Raw genomic sequence first — 19242 nt, 5'->3', positions numbered from 1 at the left:
GCTTGCCTGTCCGAGGCATTACCTTTACGCCGCCTCTTGGCTTTACCTGCACATGACTGAAATCAACATTGGCGGCCGCCCCGTGGGTCCCGCGCACAAGCCGTTTATCATCGCCGAAATGTCGGGCAACCACAACCAGAGCCTCGAACGCGCCCTGGCCCTCGTGGATGCCGCCGCCGCCGCCGGCGTGGATGCCCTGAAGCTACAGACCTACACTGCCGATACTATTACGATGGACACCGGCTTTGCCATCGACGAGGAAGGGCAGTCGCTGTGGGAGGGCAAGAACCTGTACCAGCTCTACCAGGAAGCGCACACGCCCTGGGAGTGGCACGCCGAGCTGTTTGCCCGCGCCCGGCAACACGGCATGCTGGCCTTCAGCTCACCGTTTGATGAAACGGCGGTGGATTTTCTGGAAACGCTGGACGTGCCGGCCTACAAAATCGCCTCCTTCGAAAACGCCCATTGGCCGCTGCTACGCAAGGTGGCCGCCACCGGCAAGCCCGTGATTGTGAGCACCGGCGCCGCCACCCTGGCCGAGATTGACGACGCCGTGCGAGTGCTGCGCGAGGCCGGCTGCCGCGAGCTGGTGCTGCTGAAATGCACCAGCACCTACCCTGCCTCGCCGGCCAACACCAACCTGCGCACCATCCCGGTGCTGGCCGAAACCTTCGGCTGCCCCATCGGCCTGAGCGACCACACCATGGGCGTGGGCGCCAGCGTGGCCGCCGTGGCCTTGGGCGCCTGCGTCATCGAGAAACACTTCACCACCAGCCGCGCCGAGGGTGGCGTGGATTCGGCCTTTTCGCTGGAACCGCACGAGCTGAAGCTGCTGGTGGAAGAAACCGAGCGCGCCCACCAAGCGCTGGGCGGGGTGCAGCTCTGCATCCAGACGGGCGAAGAAAAAAGCCGCCTCTACAAACGCAGCATCTACGTGGCCAAACCCATTGCAGCCGGCGAAGAACTCACGACGGATAACCTGAAAATCATTCGTCCCGGCGACGGCCTCTGGCCCCGGCACTGGGAAACGGTGCTGGGCCGCAAAGCCGTAAAGGACCTCAAGCCCGGCACTCCGCTCACGTGGGAGGCCCTGTAGTGCCGCCGCGCACCCTGCCGCTACTGGCGCGGTTGCGCGACATTCTGCAACTGCGGTTCTCTGACGTGTATGCGTCGTTACCAGCGGCGGCCATGGCCAGTATTTCGCCGGCCAATCCGTTCAAGCGGCTGGCGCGGGTGCTGGGCTACGCGGGCCTGCGGCTGGTGGGTAATATTTTCCAACCCATCAAAAACCGCGAAAACCTACACGGCAAGGTGTGGCTCTACGTGGTGAGCGCCAACAACTACGATGCGCTGGCCTTTATCAAAGATGCCCGCACCGATGCCGTGCTGCTGGCCGGGCAGGCCAAGAACATCGGGCGCTACGCCGGGCAGGTAAATCGGCTGTCGCTGCGGCGCAAGCTGCTGTACTACTGGCAATTTCCCATAGTGTTCATTGGCTTGCTGCGCTCGGAAGGGCGCCGGGCGTGGCGGTATTTTGATTTTATTTTCTACGCCATCGGCTACTACGAAGTGTATCGCCGGGCCCTGCGCCACTACCGGCCGCGCGCCGTGGTGTTCTCCAACGACCACAACGACGACACCCGCTCGCTGCTACTGGCCTGCCGCGCCGAGGGCGTACCCACGGCCTACATCCAGCACGCCAGCGTGAGCACCAGCTTCCCGCCCCTGGGCTTCGACCTGAGCTTGCTCGAAGGCCAGGACGCGCTGGACAAGTACCGGCAGTGCGGCCCGGTGCGGGGCCAGGTGGAGCTGGTGGGCATGCCCAAGGCGGATGCTTTCCTGGGGAGCAAGAACATGCAGCCTGCCGTGGCCCGCGTGGGCTTGGCCTGCAACGTGCACGACCCGCTGCCGGCCCTGGCCGCCACCCTCACCTACCTGATGCAGGAGTTACCGGGCCTCACCTTCACGCTGCGGCCGCACCCGAGCGACACCCGGGATTTTCAGCCGCTGCAGCGGGCGCTGCCCGCCTTGCAGTGGTCCGATTCGAGGCAGGAAAACGTGTTTGCGTTCCTGCAGCAGCACGATGCTTTGATTGCGGCCGACACCTCCACCCATCTGGAGGCGACCTTGCTCAATCTGGTGAGCATCTACTACCAATTCAGCGACAATGCTGCCGTCAACGACTACTACGGCTACGTGGCGCATGGCCTGATTGACGAGGCCCGCGACCTGGCCACGCTCAAGGCTTTGCTGCTCCGGTACCAAGCGGCCAAGCCGGCCAGCCTCTTCCGGCGAGCCAATTATTACAATGCCACATTGGGCACCGACTACGAAGGGCATAGTCAGGCTTTGGCCCTTCGCCATTTATCCGGCTGGCTGGTGTAATATTGCTGTTTTGATTCCTTTCGGATTATTTCTTTCGCGCTTATGCTGGCATCCTCTACCCCATTCTTCTCCCGTTTCGCCCGCTACTTTTGCCACGCCCTGCTGGCTTTGGCCCTATTGGCCGGGGACTTCCCGGCTGCGCACGCGCAAACCCTGCCCGGCTCCGGCAACTCCTTAACCTTCAACGGCTACAACAGCTACCTCAGCTGTGGCACCAGCAACCGGGGCATCACCCAGCAGGTCACGGTGGAGGCGTGGATAAAAACATCGAGTAGCGCCTACCAGTGGATTTTGGGGAAATATTATAACTCGCTGCTCGAAGAAAAGGGCTACCACCTCGCCATTCTGGGCGGCAACGCTTATTTCAACGGCCGCATTGGCATCGGGCAATACATGTCCTCGGGCGCTTCCCTTGCCCGTATCGATGACGGTAAGTGGCACCACTTGGCTGGCGTCTGCAACTTCAGCACCTGGCAGATTTATGTGGACGGTGTGCTGGAAAACACGGGCACCTACTCGGCGTCCCAATCCGACCTCACCACCAGCACGCCCATGGTGATTGGCAGCTACGACGTGCAAAGCGGCCAGTATTTCAACGGCGACCTCGATGAGGTGCGGGTGTGGCGTACGGCCCGCACGGCAACCGAAATCCGGGACAACATGTGCCGCAAATTTGCCACGGCACCCGCCGCCCTCGTGGCCTATTACCGCCTCGACCAAAGCAGCGGCCTCGTCGCCCTCGACAACGGCGCCGTGCCCACCAACGCCACCCTGCTGAATATCAGCGGCACCTGGCATCTTTCCGGCGCACCGCTCGGCGATGCCAGCGCTAACTTATACCAGAGTTCCTGGCCGGCCGGCAGCCGAGTGGCCCTGGCTACTATTTCTGGCGATTCGGCCGTGGTCAGCGGAGTTTCGGCGTTGGCGCGGGGAGTGCAGATTTACACGGTAAACAGTTCTCCGTCAATTGCTCCGCCGGGAGCAGCAACGACCAATTACGTCGGAGTATTCACGGTTGGAGCCACGGCAACCGCCAATACTTATGCCATCCGCATTCGCCCGGTTGCCGGCCCTTATTGTCGAAGTGCGTACTCGCGCATCAGCAACGAATTGGGCTGGATATCGAGCGGCCAGCTGCCAATATCCGGCAATTCCTCATTGCTTCAGAATGCCACTTATCGCGGCGAATACATCCTGAGCCCCGGCATTGTATCGGCGGCCGAAATCACCGGCGACTCCATCATTTGCAACGGAACCCGCACTCAATTGACACTAACTTCGCCAGCTACGTTCACGGTGCAATGGAGCAACGGCGCGACGACCCCCACCGTCACCAATCTGGCCCCCGGCACCTACACGGCGACTGTGAACTTCGCCTCGGGCTGCACGCGGGTGCTGCGGCGCACGGTGCGCACGGTGGCCGCTCCCGTTCTGGCCATCACGGGCGACTCAGTGGTATGTGCCGGTACTAGCACTGCCCTAACCGCGGCGGCTCCCGGGGCAACGGCGTTTTTGTGGTCGACTGGCGCCACCACCGCTACCGCCCCCATCGCCCAGCCCGGCACTTATACCGTGACGGTAACGTACGGCACAGGCTGTACCATTGCGGCCCGCCGCACGGTGCGCCTCAACGCGGCCGGCTTGCCCCCAGCTTTCACCCTGGGCGCCGATACGACCCTGTGCGAGGGCGACCAGTTGCTGCTGCAAGGCCCCGCCGGGGCGGCGCTGCGCTACCAGTGGTCAGATGGCTCGACCAACCGCCAACTCACGGTTCAGACTACGGGGCGCTACGCGTTGCGGGTGATGACGGCCTGCGGCGAGCAAAGCGCCAGCCGCACGGTGGTCGTGGCCTCCTGCCTAAAAGTGCCCAACATCGTGACAGCCAACGGCGACAAGCGCAACGACCAGTTCACGGTGCAGGGCCTGAAGGGCGAAGGCTGGGCGCTTGAGGTGTATAACCGCTGGGGCCGGGCTGTTTTCCAAACCGCCAACTATCACAACGAATGGGGCGCCGACGCGGCGCCCGGCGTGTACTACGTGCTGCTGCGCCGCCCGGCCACCGGCTTCATCTACAAAGGCTGGCTGGAGGTGATGCGCTAGCCGCGTGGGCCCGGCGGCTATCTTCGCGGTGTATGGCAGCTCCGGCATTTTCCGCATCTTCAATCCAAGCTTGGCCGGCAATTACGCCAGCGGTGCGGCTGGCTTACGTGTTGCAGCATTTCTGGCAAGCCTACCCAGCCGCGCAGAGGGTGGCCATTGGCTATGAGCCAACGCCAGCCGGCGTAACAGTTGCGGATAAAGCAGGAGCTTTTTTTACAGAAACCATCCCGCACCCGCCGGCTCCCAGCTGGCGCAGCTGGGCCGGCCGGCAAATCCCCTTCTTCTTTGATTCCGAGACGGCAACTCCGCTGTTGGCGCTGGCAAAAGGAGCCGCAACCATCAATGCGGACGTTGTTTCGGCAGCTTTCTACCTGCTCAGCGGCTGGCAGGAATTTTTCTCCGTGGAGCGCGACCGGCACGGGCGCTTCCCCTACTCCGCCAGTGTGCAGCAGCAATACAGTTTCGTGGCCCTGCCAGTGGTTAACTACTACTTCGACGTGCTGAAAACTGCCGTGGAACACGTGAGCGGGCAAGCCTTGCAGCCGCGCCATTGGCAAGGCGCGGCTTTCGCCAGCTTTATTACACACGACATCGACAGCCTGCACGGCGGTTGGGGGACGGCCATCCGGCGCGACCTGAGGCACGGCAAGCTGTTCGACGCCGGCCGTGCGCTGCTTGGCAAGGCCACAGGCCGGCCCGCCCCTTGGAACAACCTGGAGCACGTGCAGGCCGAAACCACCCGTTTGGGAGCACCATCCACGTTTTTCATGCTGAGCAGTTCCCAGCCCGCCCCCAACGGCACGGCCAACGCCGACTACAAAATCGATTCCTCCCTGCTGAAACGGCTTCGCCAGCTAGAAGCCAATGGCGCCGAAACGGCCAGCCACGGCAGCTACGGTACCGCGGCCGATGTAACACGGCTGCGGGAAGAAGTGGGGCAATACGGCTCAGCAGGGCTGGCGGGCAACCGGTTTCACTACCTCTGCTGGGAGCCGCGGCGCACGCCCGGCGTGGTGGCCGCGGCCGGCTTTCGCTACGATTCGACCTTGGGCTTTGCCGAACATTTTGGGTTTCGAAATTCATACTGTCTGCCCTTTTATCCGTTTGATTTTGAGCGCGCCCAGGCCCATTCTTTCCTGGAAATTCCGCTGAATGTGATGGATGCCACCTTGCACCACCCCAACTATTTGCAGCTCCGCCCGGCCGAAATCCTTCCAGCTATCAAGCCCATGTTTGAGGAAATTGAGCGCTTCGGCGGCGTGGCCACGGTGCTGTGGCACAACGACCATTTCGACCCGGCCAATACCACTACCGGCCCGCACCAGTTTGCCGAAATCATGAACGACCTGCGCCGCCGCGGCGCCGTTTTTCTCACCGGACGCCAGATTGTGGCCGAACTTTGCGGCCGGTAACCTCTGCTTCGCGGCTGCCATAGTTGCCGTGCCAACTCAATATCAAGAGCAAGCCCACGTTACTCATTACTCATTTACGCATTCACCATTTGGGCATTGTTCAGCGCCAGGGCATCCGCAACACCCTGATTTCCTACATCGGTCTGGCCATCGGTTTCGCCAACACCGTTTTCGTGCTGCCGCGGCTAATAACTACCAGCCAGCTCGGGCTGGTGGGGGTGTTGGTGTTCCTGGCCACCATCGGAGCGCAGCTGAGTATGTTCGGGTTTGCCAGTGCGGGGCTGCGCTACTTCCCATATTTCCGCAACCAAGGGCGCAACCACGCTGGGTTTCTGCCGCTACTGCTGGGGCTGCCGCTGCTGGGCTTTGCGGTGGTGGCGGTGCTCATGGCTTTGGGCAAACCCTTGGTGCTGAGCTGGTACGAAGCCGAGGATGCCGCGCTGGTGGCGCCGCACTACGGCGTAGCCATTGCGCTGGCGGGCGTCATCATGCTCGGCGCGCTGCAGGATGCTTACCTGAAGTCGCTGTTTCACACCTCGTTTGCTTCCTTTTGCCAGGAAATTCTGTTGCGGTTACTGATTGTGGCCGCCGCCTTGGCCTACAGCGCACACTACCTCAGCTTCGCGGGTTTCGTGGCAGCGTACGCCGGGGCGTACGCCGTAGTGGCGCTGCTGCTGGCCGTATATCTGGCGGCCATTGGCGAGCTGCACCTGCGGCCCACGCGCGCCGCTTTGCGCGTGAAACCGCTGGGCGAAATGCTGGCCTTTGGGGGCTTCGCGCTGCTGAGCAACATTTCAGGCACGGTGCTGCTACAAGTCGATAACTTTATGGTGGGCACCCAGCTCAGCCTGGCCGCGGGCGGCATCTACTTGCTGGCCACCAACGTGAGCACGGCCCTCACCCTCCCCTTTCGTGCCCTCAATAAAACGGCCTTTTCGCTCATTGCCGAATACTGGAAAGAAGGCGACCTGCCGAAGATGGGCCTGTTTTACCAGCGCGTCACCCGCCTGAACACGCTGTTGGGCTGCTATCTGGCCCTTGGCATCGGCCTGAATCTAAATTTCATCTTCGGCCTCATCCACAAGCCCGAATACGCAGCTGGGGCCGGGGCCGTGCTTCTGCTACTGGCCGGCCGGCTGTTCGACGGCATCACCGGAGTGAACGGTACCATCGTCGTCACTTCCCCACGCTACCGCTACGACCTAGGGTTCAACGTGTCGCTGGCCCTGCTTATCGTGGGCTTGAACTGGGTAATGATTCCGCGCTACGGGCTCGAAGGCGCCGCCCTGGCTTATTGCATTGCCTTGGTCGGCATCAACTCCATCCGCACCTGGTTTGTATGGCATACCTACGGCCTGCAGCCCTTCGATACCCGCATTCCGCGTATTCTGGCGGTGGCCGCGGTGGCTGGTTTTGCCGCATGGGCGCTGCCGGAGTTGGGTAATATCTGGCTCACGCTGCTCATGCGCGGCGGCGTGCTCACGGTGCTCTACGGCGCGGGCGTGCTGCTCACGGGCACGGCGCCAGAGGCGGTGGCGCTGCTGGGCAAGTTGCGCGGCCGTAACCTCACCCCCTGACCCCCTCTCCAAAAAAGAGGGGGCACCGGTTTTGCTTTTGACGAACTCAATGATGGAGTCGAATTTACGAACCGGTTCCCCCTCCACAGGAGAGGCGTCAGGGGTGAGGTGGACGGCAGGGTGAGGTCACGCTCCCACCAGCTCCGCTTTCCGGCGCCGCTTCGGCGACGGCCCGTTCTGGTTCATTTCGCGGTAGAAGAAGGCGAAGATGAGCGGGAAAATCAGCAGTGTGAGCACCGTGGCCGTCACGAGCCCGCCGATGACGACGATGGCCAGCGGCTTCTGCGTTTCGGAGCCGATGCCGGTGCTGAGGGCCGCCGGAAACAAGCCAATCATGGCCATGAGGGCCGTCATCACCACGGGGCGCACGCGGGAGGCCACGCCCAGGCGCAGGCTGTCGGTCAGGCTCATCTTCTTGCGCAGGTTTTCCTTGAACACGGTGATGAGCACAATGCCGTTCTGAATACAGATGCCGAGCAGGGCGATGAAGCCGATACCCGCCGAAATCGAGAAGTTCACGCCCGTGAGGTGCAGTGCCGCGATGCCGCCGATGAGGGCAAACGGCACGTTGGCCAGTACTAGCGCGGCGTCCTTGCCGTTGCCGAAGGTGATGAAGAGCAGGATGAAAATGATGACCAGCGACACCGGCACCACCTGCGAGAGGCGTTTGGTGGCCCGCACTTGGTTTTCAAACTCGCCGGCCCACTCGATGCGGTAGCCCTTGCCGAGCTTGATGGCCTGGTCCATCTTTTTCTGCGCTTCGGCGATGGTGGAGCCCATGTCCCGGTCGCGGATGCTGAACTTCACGGCGATGAAGCGCTGGCCATTGTCGTGGTACACGAAGGCGGGGCCATTGCTCGTGCCGATGTCGGCAATCTCCTTGAGCGCCACCTTGCTGCCGCGGATGGTGGGCACGCGCAGCTCGCCAATTTTGCCCTCGGTGTCGCGGTCCTGCTTGGGGTAGCGCACGGTCACGTCGAACTTGCGCTCGCCTTCATAAATCTGGGTGGCAGCCTTTCCGCCCACGGCCATTTCCACCACGGTCTGGGCGTCGGCGGTTTGGACTCCGTAGGCGGCCATGCGGGTCTGGTCGAGGCGCACGCTCATTTCGGGCTGGCCCAGGTTGCGCAGAATGCCCAGGTCTTTCACGCCGCGCACGCCGCTGAGCACGCGCATCACCTCGTTGGCCTTGCCGTCGAGCTCTTTGAGGTCGTTGCCGAAAATCTTCACCGCCAGCGCCGCATTAATGCCGGCCACGGCCTCCTCCACGTTGTCGATGATGGGCTGCGAGTAGTTGAAAATGATACCGGGGTACTCCTTCAGCTTCTTGTCCATCTCCTCAATCAGCTGCTCCTTGGTGATGTTGCGCTTCCACTCCTCCTTGGGCTTGAGGTTGACCTGGGCCTGCACGTAGTAAATGCCCGAGGGGTCGGTGCCGTCGTTCGAGCGGCCCGTCTGACTGAGCACCGACGTCACCTCCGGGAACGAGCGTAGGATGCGCCGGTAATTGGCCGCCATCTTATTAGTTTCCGTCAAAGAAGACGACATCGGCAGCTTGGTTTCCACCCACAGCGCGCCCTCGTTCAGCTCCGGCAGAAACTCCGAGCCCAGGAAATTGAACGAATACAGGCCCGCCACCACCACGGCCATCGTCACGCCGAAGCTCAGCAGCTTGTGCCGGTAGGTGAAGCCAAAGGCCTTGGTCACGATGTTGTCAAAGAAGCTTACAATGGGGTTGTGCTTCTCCTTCACGTTCTTGTTCAGCAGCAGGGAGCACAGCACCGGTACTAAGGTGAGCGTCAGAATCAGCGCGCCTACCAGCGCGAAGCCCAGCGTGTAGGCTAGTGGGCTGAACATCTTGCCCTCAACTTTCTCGAAGGCAAAAATTGGCAGCAAACAGGTCAGAATGATGAGCTTGGCGAAGAAGACGGCCTTGCCCAGCTCGCCGCCGGTCTTCCGAATCAGCCCCAGCTTGGCCAGCTTGTTGAATTTCTCCATGCCCACCTTCTGGGCCTTGTGGTCGAGCACCACGAAGATGCCCTCCACCATCACCACCGCCCCGTCGATGATGATGCCGAAATCGATGGCACCCATGCTCAACAGGTTGGCGCTCATGCCTTTCAGCCGCAAGCACACAAAGGCGAACAGCAGCGCCAGCGGTACCACCACGCCCACGATGAGCGTGGTGCGCCAATCGGCCATAAATAGCAGCACGATGAGCGTCACCAGCACAATGCCTTCAATCAGGTTGTGAATGACGGTGTGCGTGCAGTGCTCCATCAGCACATCGCGGTCGTAGAACGTCTTGAGGTACACGCCGTTGGGCAGCACTTTCTCGTTCAGCTCCGCGATTTTAGCTTTCACCCGGCCCAGCACCTCGGCGGGGTTTTCGCCCTTGCGCATAATCACGATGCCCTCCACCACGTCGCCCTGGTCGTCGAGGCCGGCCTGGCCCACGCGCGGGGCATTGCTCTCCGTCACTTTCGCTACGTTGCGCACCAAGATGGGCACGTTGTTCACGTCCTTGACGATGATGTTGCCGATGTCCTCGGGCTTGGTGAGCAGGCCGATGCCGCGCACCACGTAGCTCTGCGAATTCTTCTCAATCACGTCGCCGCCCACGTTCAGGTTCGACTTCTGCACGGCGTCGTACACCTCCAGCGGCGTCATGTCGTACTTGGCCAGCATGGCGGGATTCACGCTGATTTCGTACACTTTACGAGTACCGCCAAAGGCCGCGATGTCGGCCACGCCGGGCACCGATTTCAGCTGCCGCTCCACCGTCCAGTCCTGAATGGCCAGTAGCTCGTTGGTGCTCCGCGGGGTCCGGCTCTGCACGGTGTAGCGGAAAATCTCGCCCGTCGGCCCGTACGGCGGTTGCACGTGCGAGTCGCAGCCAGCGGGTAGGTTCACCCCGCTCAGCAGGTTGTTCACCTGCTGTCGGGCGAAGAAGTCCTCCACGTTGTCCTCGAAGTTTATCTTGAGTACCGACAAGCCAAACATACTGATGCTGCGCATATTGCTCTTCATCTGCACCGAGTTCATGGCCACCTCGATGGGCGTGCTCACAAACCGCTCCACCTCCTCGGCCGAGCGGCCGGGCCAGAGGCTCACGATAATCATCTGGGTGTTGGTAACGTCGGGAAACGCCTCGATGGGCGTGTGCATGTAGCTGTAGGAGCCCCCGGCCACCAGCAGCGCCGTCATGAAGAAGATGAAGAAGCGGTTCTTCAGCGAGAAGCCAACAATGCCGGAAATAAACTTATTCATGAATAAAATCGGGTGGGACGAGGCAGAAAATGAGAATCTGGTGAAAAGTTGGTGAATAATCGGTGAGGGTTAGATGAAGTAAGCAGGCACGAAAAAGCCCGCTGCCGGATGGGGCAGCGGGCCTTTGGTTGTGTAGCGTGGACTCTTCGAGTCCGCGCGATGTCGGGTCGTTCGTTCGGGCGCGGACTCGCAGAGTCCACGCTAAATTAATGCGCCCCCACCGTCTGGCGGCTGCCGGCACGCTCAGCGGCCAAATCGTCGCCGTAGTGCGTGTGCTCGGAGCGGTAGAAGCGCTCAAATACCAGCGGGAAGATAAAGAGTGTGAGGATGGTACCCGTTATCAGCCCGCCAATCACCACGATGGCCAGCGGCTTGGAAGTTTCCGAGCCGATGCCGGTGCTGATGGCGGCCGGCATCAGGCCGATGGTGGCCATGAGGGCCGTCATCACCACGGGGCGCACCCGCGAAATCACGCCTTCGTTGATGCTGTGGTCGAGCGTGTGCTTTTTCACCAGATTCTGCTTGAAGACCGAGATGAGAATCACGCCGTTCTGAATGCAGATGCCGAACAGCGCGATGAAGCCAATGCCGGCCGAAATCGAGAAGTTGGTGTGCGTAATCAGCAGGGCCGCGATGCCGCCGATGATGGCAAACGGCACGTTGAGCAGCACCAGCCCGGCGTCTTTCAGGTTGCCGAAAAGGATGAACAGGATGAAGAAGATGAGGCCCAGCGAGATGGGCACCACCTGCGTGAGGCGCTGCGTGGCGCGGCGCTGGTTCTCGAAGTCGCCGGTCCATTTCTGCTCGTAGCCTTTGGGCAGGGCCACGTGGCGGTTCACTTTTTCCTGGGCTTCCTTGATGGTAGAGCCCATGTCGCGGCCCCGGATACTGAACTTCACGGCGGCAAATCGGCGGTTGTCGTCGCGGTAAATCAGGCTGGGGCCCGTGACGGAGCCGATGTTGGCAATTTCCGTGAGCGGAATGGTTTTGCCCGACTGCGTGGGCACCATCAGGCCCGAAATCTCGGTGGGCGTCTGGCGAAACTGGGGCTCGTAGCGCACGCGGATGGGGAATTTACGCTCGCCTTCGTAGAGTTGGGTGGCTTCCTTGCCGCCCACGGCCATTTCCAGCACCGCCGCGGCGTCCGACTTGCTCACGCCGTAGCTGGCCATCCGGCTTTCGTCGAGGTCGACGTGGAACTCCGGCTGGCCGATGTTGCGGAGTACGCCCAGGTCGTCAATGCCTTTCACCGTTTTCAGCACCTCGTACACCTCGCGGGCCTTGGCTTCGAGCGTGGCCAGGTCGGTGCCGTAAATCTTGACGGCGATGGAGCCTTTCACGCCCGAGGCGGCTTCCTCTACGTTGTCGGTGATGGGCTGCGAGAAGTTGAAATCGACGCCCGTAAACTTGTCGAGCTTGGCCTTCATGCGCTCCACCAAATCCTCGCGATAGGCTTTGGATTTCATCTTCTTCTCTACTTCTGGCGTGTGCTTGAGCTGCACCAGAAACTCGTTGTTGTAGAAGCCCGTGGGGTCAGTGCCGTCGTTCGGCCGGCCGGTCTGGCTCACCACGTCGCTCACCTCAGGGAAGCTCAGGAAGTCGCGCCGCATCTGGTTGCACAGCTCGTTCGATGACTGCAGGCTGATGCTCAGCGGCAGCTGCGCCCGCACGTAAATCGAGCCCTCGTTCAGCTCCGGCAAAAACTCTGAACCTAAGAAGGAGAACGAGTACAGCCCCACCGCCGTCACGGCAAAGGCAATGACCAGGCTGGCCGTTTTGCGGGCGTAGGTGAAGGCGAAGAACCGCTCGGCGCCCCGGTTCACGCCGCGCACGAAGAAGTTGTCTTTCTCCTTCACATTCTTTTTCAGCAGGATGCTCACCAGCACCGGCACCAACGTGAGGGTGAAAATCAGCGCGCCCAACAGGGCAAAGCCCAGCGTCCAGGCCAGCGGTGAGAACACCTTGCCTTCCACTTTCTCAAAGGAAAAAATCGGCAGCAAGGCCGTGATAATAATGGCCTTAGCAAAAAATATCGACTTACCCATGTCGCGGCCCGACTTCTTAATCAGCCCCAGCTTGGAGAGCTTGTTGAACCGCTCCATGCCCAGCTCGTGCGCCCGGTGGTCGAGGGCCACGAACAGTCCTTCCACCATCACCACCGCGCCGTCGATGATGATGCCGAAGTCGATGGCGCCCATGCTGAGCAGGTTGGCGCTCATGCCGCGCAGGCGCAGGCAGATGAAGGCAAACAGCAGCGCCAGCGGAATAATCACCGACACAATGACCGTGGTGCGCCAGTCGGCCATGAACAGGAACACGATGAGCGTGACCAGCACAATGCCTTCCATCAGGTTGTGAATCACCGTCTCTGTCGAGAAATCGATGAGCTGCTGCCGGTCGTAGAAGGTCTTCATCTTCACGTCGGGCGGCAGAATTTTGCTGTTCAGCTCGTCCACCTTATCATGCAGGCGGGCAATGACTTCCGAGGGGTTTTCGCCCTTGCGCATCACCACAATGCCTTCGAGCTTGTCGTCCTGCAGGCCGCGGCCCACCTGGCCCAGGCGCGGCAGGGCGCTTTCGGTCACCTTGGCCACGTCGCGCACCAGGATGGGCACGCCGTTCACGTTGCGAATCACTGTGTTGTTAATGTCGCCGATGTTGTTCAGCAGGCCGATGCCGCGCACCACGTAGTTCTGCTGACCCTGGTTAATGACGTCGCCGCCCACGTTGATGTTGGAACGCTGCACGGCGTTATACAGGTCGAGCGGCGTGAGGCCGAAGTCTTGCAGCTTGCCGGGGTTCACCGCGATTTCGTAGTCCTTCACCTCGCCGCCGAAGCTGTTCACGTCGGCCACGCCGGGCACGGCTTTCAGATTACGCTCAATCACCCAGTCCTGCAGGGTTTTGAGCTCGCGCACGGTTTTGGTTTTGCTTTCCAGCGTGTAGCGGTAGATTTCGCCGGTCGGGCCGTAAGGCGGCTGCACGTCGGGCGTGATGCCGTCGGGCAAATCCACTTCGCGCAGCAGGTTGTTCACCTGCGGGCGGGCGAAGGCGTCGTCCACGCCGTCGTCGAAAATCACCTTCACCACCGACAGCCCAAACAGCGTAGTGCTGCGCACGGAGGCCTTTTTCTGCACCGGGTTCAGCGCGATTTCGATGGGCACGGTCACGAACTTCTCCATCTCCTCGGCCGAGCGGCCGGGCCACTGCGTGATGATGGTGATTTCGGTATTGGTCACATCCGGGAAAGCCTCGATGGGCGTGTTCCGGTAGCTCACCACGCCCATCACCACCACCACCAAGGTCATGAGGAAGATGAAGCCTTTGTTCTTGAGCGAGAAAGCAATGATGCCTTGAATGAACTTATTCATGATGTCATTTAACAATTAACATTTATCATTTAACAACTCATAATCAACCTTCACCATTCTGCTTTTTCATCAGCCACAAGCGCAAGGCGCGGCCAGCCCAGCCTCGTAAAGGCTGATTGAAAAATGTTAAATGATAAATGTTAATTGTTAAATGACCTAGTCGTTCAACTCGTCGTACACGAGCAGTTGGTCCTTGGCGATAACGACGTCGCCAGGCTTGAGGCCGGTGCTCACATAGCTGTAGTCGCCCACGGTTTTGGTCAGGGTCACGGGGCGGGTTTCCACGTGGGTGCGGTCCTTGTACACCATCACGAAGTTGCGGTCCTTATCAAACACCACCGATTTGGCGGGCACGGCCAGGGCCTTGGCGCCTTCGGTGTTCTCCACGCGCACCTGCGCATACATCTCCGGCTTCAGCAGATAGCCGGGGTTTTCGAGGCGCACGCGCACCTTCATCACCTTGCTGTCGGGGTCGAGCACGTTGAACACCTTGTCAATCTTGCCCCGGAAATGCTTGTCCGGGTAGCTCAGCGTGGTTACGTCGGCCGAGTAGCCCACTTTCACCTTTGAGATGTCCGACTCAAACACGTTGGCCATAATCCACACATCGTCCAGGTTGCTCACCGTGAACAGGTTGCCCACATTGTCGTTGTTGAACTGCTCGTGTTCCGTCGCGTTTTTCTCGGTAATGAAGCCCGAGATGGGCGCCCGCAACTCGTACACGCCGTCCTTGCCCACGCCGTACACGCTCAACTGCTTGATGTTCTTGCCCACCGTGCCGCGGGCCTTGGTCACCTCCGCACGGGCCAGCACCACATCGCGCTCCGAGTTCAGGCCGGCTTTGTACATGTCTTCGGCCACGGCCAGGTTTTTCCGGGCAATGTCATAGTCGGAAGTCGCGGCGGTGGTCTGGTTCTGCACGTCGGCAATCTCGCTCGACTTGATGACGGCCAGCACCTGGCCCTTGGTCACTTTGTCGCCGAGCTGCACTTTCAGCTGCTCCACCACGCCGCCCACCAGCGGGTACACTTTCACGGTATTATCGCCGTCCGATTGGATTTCGCCGGTCAGCACCAGCTCGTCCTGCACCGGGCGCAGGCGTACCGTATCCAGCACAATCTGCGACATCATGGTGTCGGAAAGCTTGAAGCCCTCCTTCTTTTCTTCTTTGACTTCGGGTTTGGAGCAGCCGGCGAGGGCCACGGCGGCCAGCAAGGCCAGGAAAGGACGGTTCATTGGGTTTTTAATGCTAAAAGGCGGGTCATGCAGAGCGCAGCGAAGCATCTCGCCTGTGGTAGTAATTCAATTCGTCAGGATTAGTGGCGGCACGCGAGATGCTTCGCTGCGCTCTGCATGACGTTCGTCTTATTGGTCGGCGCGGAACACCGGCTTGCCCACGGCAAAGTTCAGTTGCTCAAACGCCCGCACGCGGTTGGCGCGCAAGGTGTTCAGCTGCACTAGGTTATTCTTGTAAGACTCGAAAAAATCCAGGTATTCTACCACGCTCAGGATGCGCTTGGCGTAGCTCTGCTCGATGCCCACCATCAGCCGCGCAAAGGGGGCCGTGTCGCGGTCGGTGTTCTGGAACAGCTCGTCGTTGCGGGCCGCCAGTTGGTAGGCCTGATGTACTTCGCTCTGCACCACCAGTTGCTGTTGGTCCACCAGCAACTGGCTGCTGGCAATCTGGGCCTTGGCCACCTGAATGTTGCCCTGGTTGCGGTTGAAGAGTGGCACAGCCATGCCCAGCGTCAGGGCATTGTAGTTGTTGATGTAGGAGCCGGCTTTGTCGTAGGTGTAGCCCACGGCCAGGTCGGGCACGGCCAGCTTCTGCTGCAGCTTCAGGTTCAGGTTTTGCTGTTGCAGCGTGGCGCGGCGGGCATTGAGGTCGGTGCGGCGCACCAGGGCCGTATCAATCAGCGCCTGCTCCGGGTATCCGGTCAAAGTGAGGTCGCGGGTGCGGCGCGTATCCACCTGCGGCGCAAACTGGCTGGCGGTCGCGTCGCGCAGCAGCACGTGCAGGTCGGTCTGGTCCGAGGCCACGTCATTCAGCAAGGTCTGCCGCTCGCTTTGCAGCGTAAAAAGAAAGGCCCGCAGCCGAATCACCTCTTTCAGCGCCACGTTGCCCTTCTCATACTGCGTTTGGTACAGCCCCACAGTGCGGGTGAGCGAGCTGATTTCGGTGGCGTATGCCTTCAGCGTTTGCTGCTTGAAGTACACGTCATAAAACGTGGTGCGCAACTGGTAGCGCAGGTTGCGCAGCAGGTCCTGCAGGTTGTACTGTTCCACCACGGCGCCCTGCTGGGCGGCAAGGCCGGCGGCCTTGCGGCGCCCGGCCAGCGAAAACAACTGCTGCACGCTCACCACGGCCTCGCTGCCCGCCGTGCCCTCGGGCACCACGGGCCGGCTGATGCGGCGGCGCAGCACGTCCTGCTCTACATAAAGGGTCGGGTTGTCAATCAGGCGGGCCTGCACGGCCTGTGCCTGAGCCACCGTCACATTGTACTGCTGGGCCAGCACGGCCAGGTTATTCTGAAAGAACTGCTGCTCGGCCTGCGGCAGCGTCAGGCGGATGGTATCGGCCGGGGCAGCGGCCGGGGTTTGGGCTGCGGCCGCGCCGGCGGTGAGCAACCCGGCCCCCAGGAGGGCGATAAAGCGTAGACGGAACATACTCAGCGTTGATTACCCGACAAAGATGAAGGGAGCCGCATGAGGATAAAATGAATGATTTTTCAAGGCTACGAACGAATACGAATACTCGGTGAACAGTGGTTTTCACCGGGCCAGCGCCGCGCTTAGAATAAGCCCAGTTCTTTTGTTTCGAGCGGGCGGGGCCCCGAATCGGCTTCCATTTCCAAGCTCACGGCGGTGGCCGGCAGCTGCACCGCGGCCGGGCGCACGGGTGCTTCGTTGCCCGCCGTTTCGGCCAGCATAAAGCAAAGCATCACCACCCCACCCACCAAAACTACCAACATGCTGGAGCGCCGCACGGTCCATTCCATGGCAGCCACGGCCCGGGCACGCACCACCGACGTCAGGCTGCGGGTAGGCGCATCGGGCTGTTTTGTGCCGGTAGCCATGCCACTCAGCCACAACAGGCCCACCAGGCCCTGCAAGCCAGCAGGTAGCATGGCCCGCACCGGCCCTTTAATGGCCGCCAACTCCGATGCCAGCCCCACGGCCTGCAGTTGGCGGCTGGCGGCGTATTGGCCCAGCAAGGCCGGCAATACCATCCCCGCCAGCTTCAACAACGTGTCGGCCGACTCTACCCGGATGCCCGCAAAAGCGCTGATGGGTTCAATGAGGACGTGGCTGCCGATACCGAATAGTTTTTCCAGCACATCGTGCCCTTGCACCAGGCTGTTGCCGCTGGCAAAGTTGCTGCCTAGCACGCCCAGCACGCCCGTGGTGGTGCTCACATTATAATGCGTGCCCAGCCACGCCTGACGGCTAAGGTTGAAAACGGCCTGACTGGCCCCGCTGCCTGCCTGGTTTACCAGCCCACACAGCACCATCGGAACAATACCACCAACCGCTTTGCCTACGCCCGACTCTGCCTCCCCGAGTCGGCTCGCCACGTGGCGCACCAATTCGCGCGAGAAGGCAGCTTTGACGGTGTCGAGCACGCTAGGCATCCAGCAGAAAAAGAGAATGTACCGGGATTAATTTTAACCAATCTTATTTCAAGCAAAATAACCACACAAAAAACGCAGACTTATGATATTAACGCCGAATTATGGCATTTACCAGCCCAACAAATGAATCTGCCAGTTTAACATCGTAATGCTCCGGTTAAAAACAACCTACAGTCTAACATAGCCTTGCTATCTGGCTGCATTTACGCGGCTATTAACCATGTAAGCCGACTTCTATAAGCTGTTAGTCGTCCTCATAGTCGAGTCCCAGGCAGCTGTTTAGCGCTTGTAGCAACTCACTGGCGGCGTGCTGCTGGCCGGCTTTACGGGCCACGGTCAGGCCGGTGCGGTAAACCTTTTCGGCCTCGTCTTTCTTCCCAAACTGCTCCAACAGCTTGCCGGCGTGGTAGTAAGTGCCCACGTAATCGGGGTGTTCGCTGAGCAGCTTCTGATAATATTCCCAGGCCCGCTCCGGTTCTTGGGCCCGGTATTCGGTGGCCAGCGCGTAGATGGTGAAGGCGTCGGTAGGGTCGTCTTCGTAGAAAGCGAGTAGCTGCTGCAAACGGGTGGCCGGAGTGTTCATCAGGGAGGGAGTTTTGTTTACCTTTGGGGCAAAATTGCGGCTTTTCTGCGGCATTTGGTTCTAATTGATGCGCTTCCGGAAACCGGCAAGCTTCTATAGGTTGTTATGCATGCAGCCTTTTTTCACTGATTTCGCCACCCAAACCCTCTTTCAATGAAGTTTCTGGTTTGTATTTCCAACGTGCCCGACACGACCACCAAAATCACCTTCACGCCCGATAACAAGGAGTTCAACAAGGCCGGGGTGCAGTTCGTGATTAACCCCTGGGACGAATACGCCCTCACCCGCGCCATCGAGTTGAAGGAAGCGGCCGGCAGCGGCACCGTCACCGTCCTCAACGTGGGCGAAGCCGACACCGAGCCCAACATCCGCAAGGCCCTGGCCATCGGCGCCGACGACGCCATCCGCGTGAATGCCGCGCCTTCGGACGCCTACTTCGTGGCCGAGCAGATTGCCGCCATCGCCAAAGAAGGTGCCTACGACGTGATTCTGATGGGCAAGGAAAGCATCGACTACAACGGCTTCCAGGTGCACGGCATGGTGGGCGAGATGCTGGGCATCCCGACCGTAGCGCCGGCCATGAAGCTGGACATGAGCGGCAACACCGCCACGCTGGAGCGCGAGATTGAAGGCGGCAAGGAAATTGTGAGCGTGAACACGCCCTTCGTGGCCTCGTGCCAGCAGCCCATGTGCGAGCCCCGCATCCCCAACATGCGCGGCATCATGACGGCCCGCACCAAGCCCTTGAAAGTGGTGCCCGCCGTGGGCGAGCCCGCCCGCACCACGGTGGCCGAGTTTGCGCTGCCGCCCAAAAAGCAGGGCGTGAAGCTCATCGACCCCGAAAACGCCGGCGAGCTGATTAAGCTGCTCCGCAACGAAGCTAAGGTTATCTAAATCGCCTGTCATGCTGAC

General features: G+C 60.7%; 12 protein-coding genes. 6 read left to right on the top strand and 6 right to left on the bottom strand.

The features are described from left to right. Positions 1–52 precede the first annotated feature (52 nt). From pseI to Q5H92_RS12875, 5 genes are all read left to right on the top strand, one after another. Positions 53–1096: a pseudaminic acid synthase gene (pseI, locus tag Q5H92_RS12895; RefSeq protein ID WP_305011945.1), complete on the top strand. Its 1044-nt coding sequence runs from the start codon at positions 53–55 to the stop codon at positions 1094–1096. Then, positions 1081–2385, top strand: a complete 1305-nt coding sequence (locus Q5H92_RS12890; protein ID WP_305011944.1) for a glycosyltransferase family protein — start codon at positions 1081–1083, stop codon at positions 2383–2385. The genes pseI and Q5H92_RS12890 overlap by 16 nt, the downstream gene beginning before the upstream one ends. 42 nt (positions 2386–2427) lie before the next feature. Continuing rightward, positions 2428–4485 carry a LamG-like jellyroll fold domain-containing protein gene (locus Q5H92_RS12885; protein WP_305011943.1) on the top strand — a complete coding sequence of 686 codons (2058 nt, stop codon included), beginning with the start codon at positions 2428–2430 and terminating at the stop codon, positions 4483–4485. After that, positions 4389–5897 carry a DUF7033 domain-containing protein gene (locus Q5H92_RS12880; protein WP_501991676.1) on the top strand — a complete coding sequence of 503 codons (1509 nt, stop codon included), beginning with the start codon at positions 4389–4391 and terminating at the stop codon, positions 5895–5897. The genes Q5H92_RS12885 and Q5H92_RS12880 overlap by 97 nt, the downstream gene beginning before the upstream one ends. An 89-nt stretch (positions 5898–5986) precedes the next feature. Next, positions 5987–7474 carry a lipopolysaccharide biosynthesis protein gene (locus Q5H92_RS12875; protein WP_305011941.1) on the top strand — a complete coding sequence of 496 codons (1488 nt, stop codon included), beginning with the start codon at positions 5987–5989 and terminating at the stop codon, positions 7472–7474. Between the two features lie 126 nt (positions 7475–7600). Here Q5H92_RS12875 and Q5H92_RS12870 read toward each other — a convergent pair whose 3' ends face one another. The 6 genes from Q5H92_RS12870 to Q5H92_RS12845 all read right to left on the bottom strand — a co-directional run bounded on the left by Q5H92_RS12870 (position 7601) and on the right by Q5H92_RS12845 (position 18330). Next, positions 7601–10744 carry an efflux RND transporter permease subunit gene (locus Q5H92_RS12870; RefSeq protein WP_305011940.1) on the bottom strand — a complete coding sequence of 1048 codons (3144 nt, stop codon included), beginning with the start codon at positions 10742–10744 and terminating at the stop codon, positions 7601–7603. 206 nt (positions 10745–10950) lie between these two features. After that, positions 10951–14115 carry an efflux RND transporter permease subunit gene (locus tag Q5H92_RS12865; RefSeq protein WP_305011939.1) on the bottom strand — a complete coding sequence of 1055 codons (3165 nt, stop codon included), beginning with the start codon at positions 14113–14115 and terminating at the stop codon, positions 10951–10953. 156 nt (positions 14116–14271) lie between these two features. Further along, the gene (locus tag Q5H92_RS12860; RefSeq protein WP_305011938.1) at positions 14272–15351 is read right to left on the bottom strand and encodes an efflux RND transporter periplasmic adaptor subunit; all 1080 of its coding nucleotides are present in this window, start codon (positions 15349–15351) and stop codon (positions 14272–14274) included. 129 nt (positions 15352–15480) lie between these two features. Then, on the bottom strand, positions 15481–16782 hold the full coding sequence (locus Q5H92_RS12855) for a TolC family protein (RefSeq protein ID WP_305011937.1): 1302 nt from the start codon (positions 16780–16782) through the stop codon (positions 15481–15483). Positions 16783–16907: 125 nt separating this feature from the next. Next, positions 16908–17738, bottom strand: coding sequence for a DUF937 domain-containing protein (locus tag Q5H92_RS12850; protein ID WP_305011936.1), 831 nt, complete (start codon positions 17736–17738; stop codon positions 16908–16910). 253 nt (positions 17739–17991) lie between these two features. Further along, positions 17992–18330 carry a tetratricopeptide repeat protein gene (locus Q5H92_RS12845; protein ID WP_305011935.1) on the bottom strand — a complete coding sequence of 113 codons (339 nt, stop codon included), beginning with the start codon at positions 18328–18330 and terminating at the stop codon, positions 17992–17994. 153 nt (positions 18331–18483) lie between these two features. Between Q5H92_RS12845 and Q5H92_RS12840 the strand changes: the two genes are divergently transcribed. Next, positions 18484–19224, top strand: coding sequence for an electron transfer flavoprotein subunit beta/FixA family protein (locus tag Q5H92_RS12840; protein ID WP_305011934.1), 741 nt, complete (start codon positions 18484–18486; stop codon positions 19222–19224). The last annotated feature ends 18 nt before the right edge of the window (positions 19225–19242 follow it).

Source organism: Hymenobacter mellowenesis (assembly GCF_030581005.1).
Lineage (GTDB): Bacteria > Bacteroidota > Bacteroidia > Cytophagales > Hymenobacteraceae > Hymenobacter > Hymenobacter mellowenesis.
This window is presented reverse-complemented; position numbering and strand designations above follow the sequence as displayed.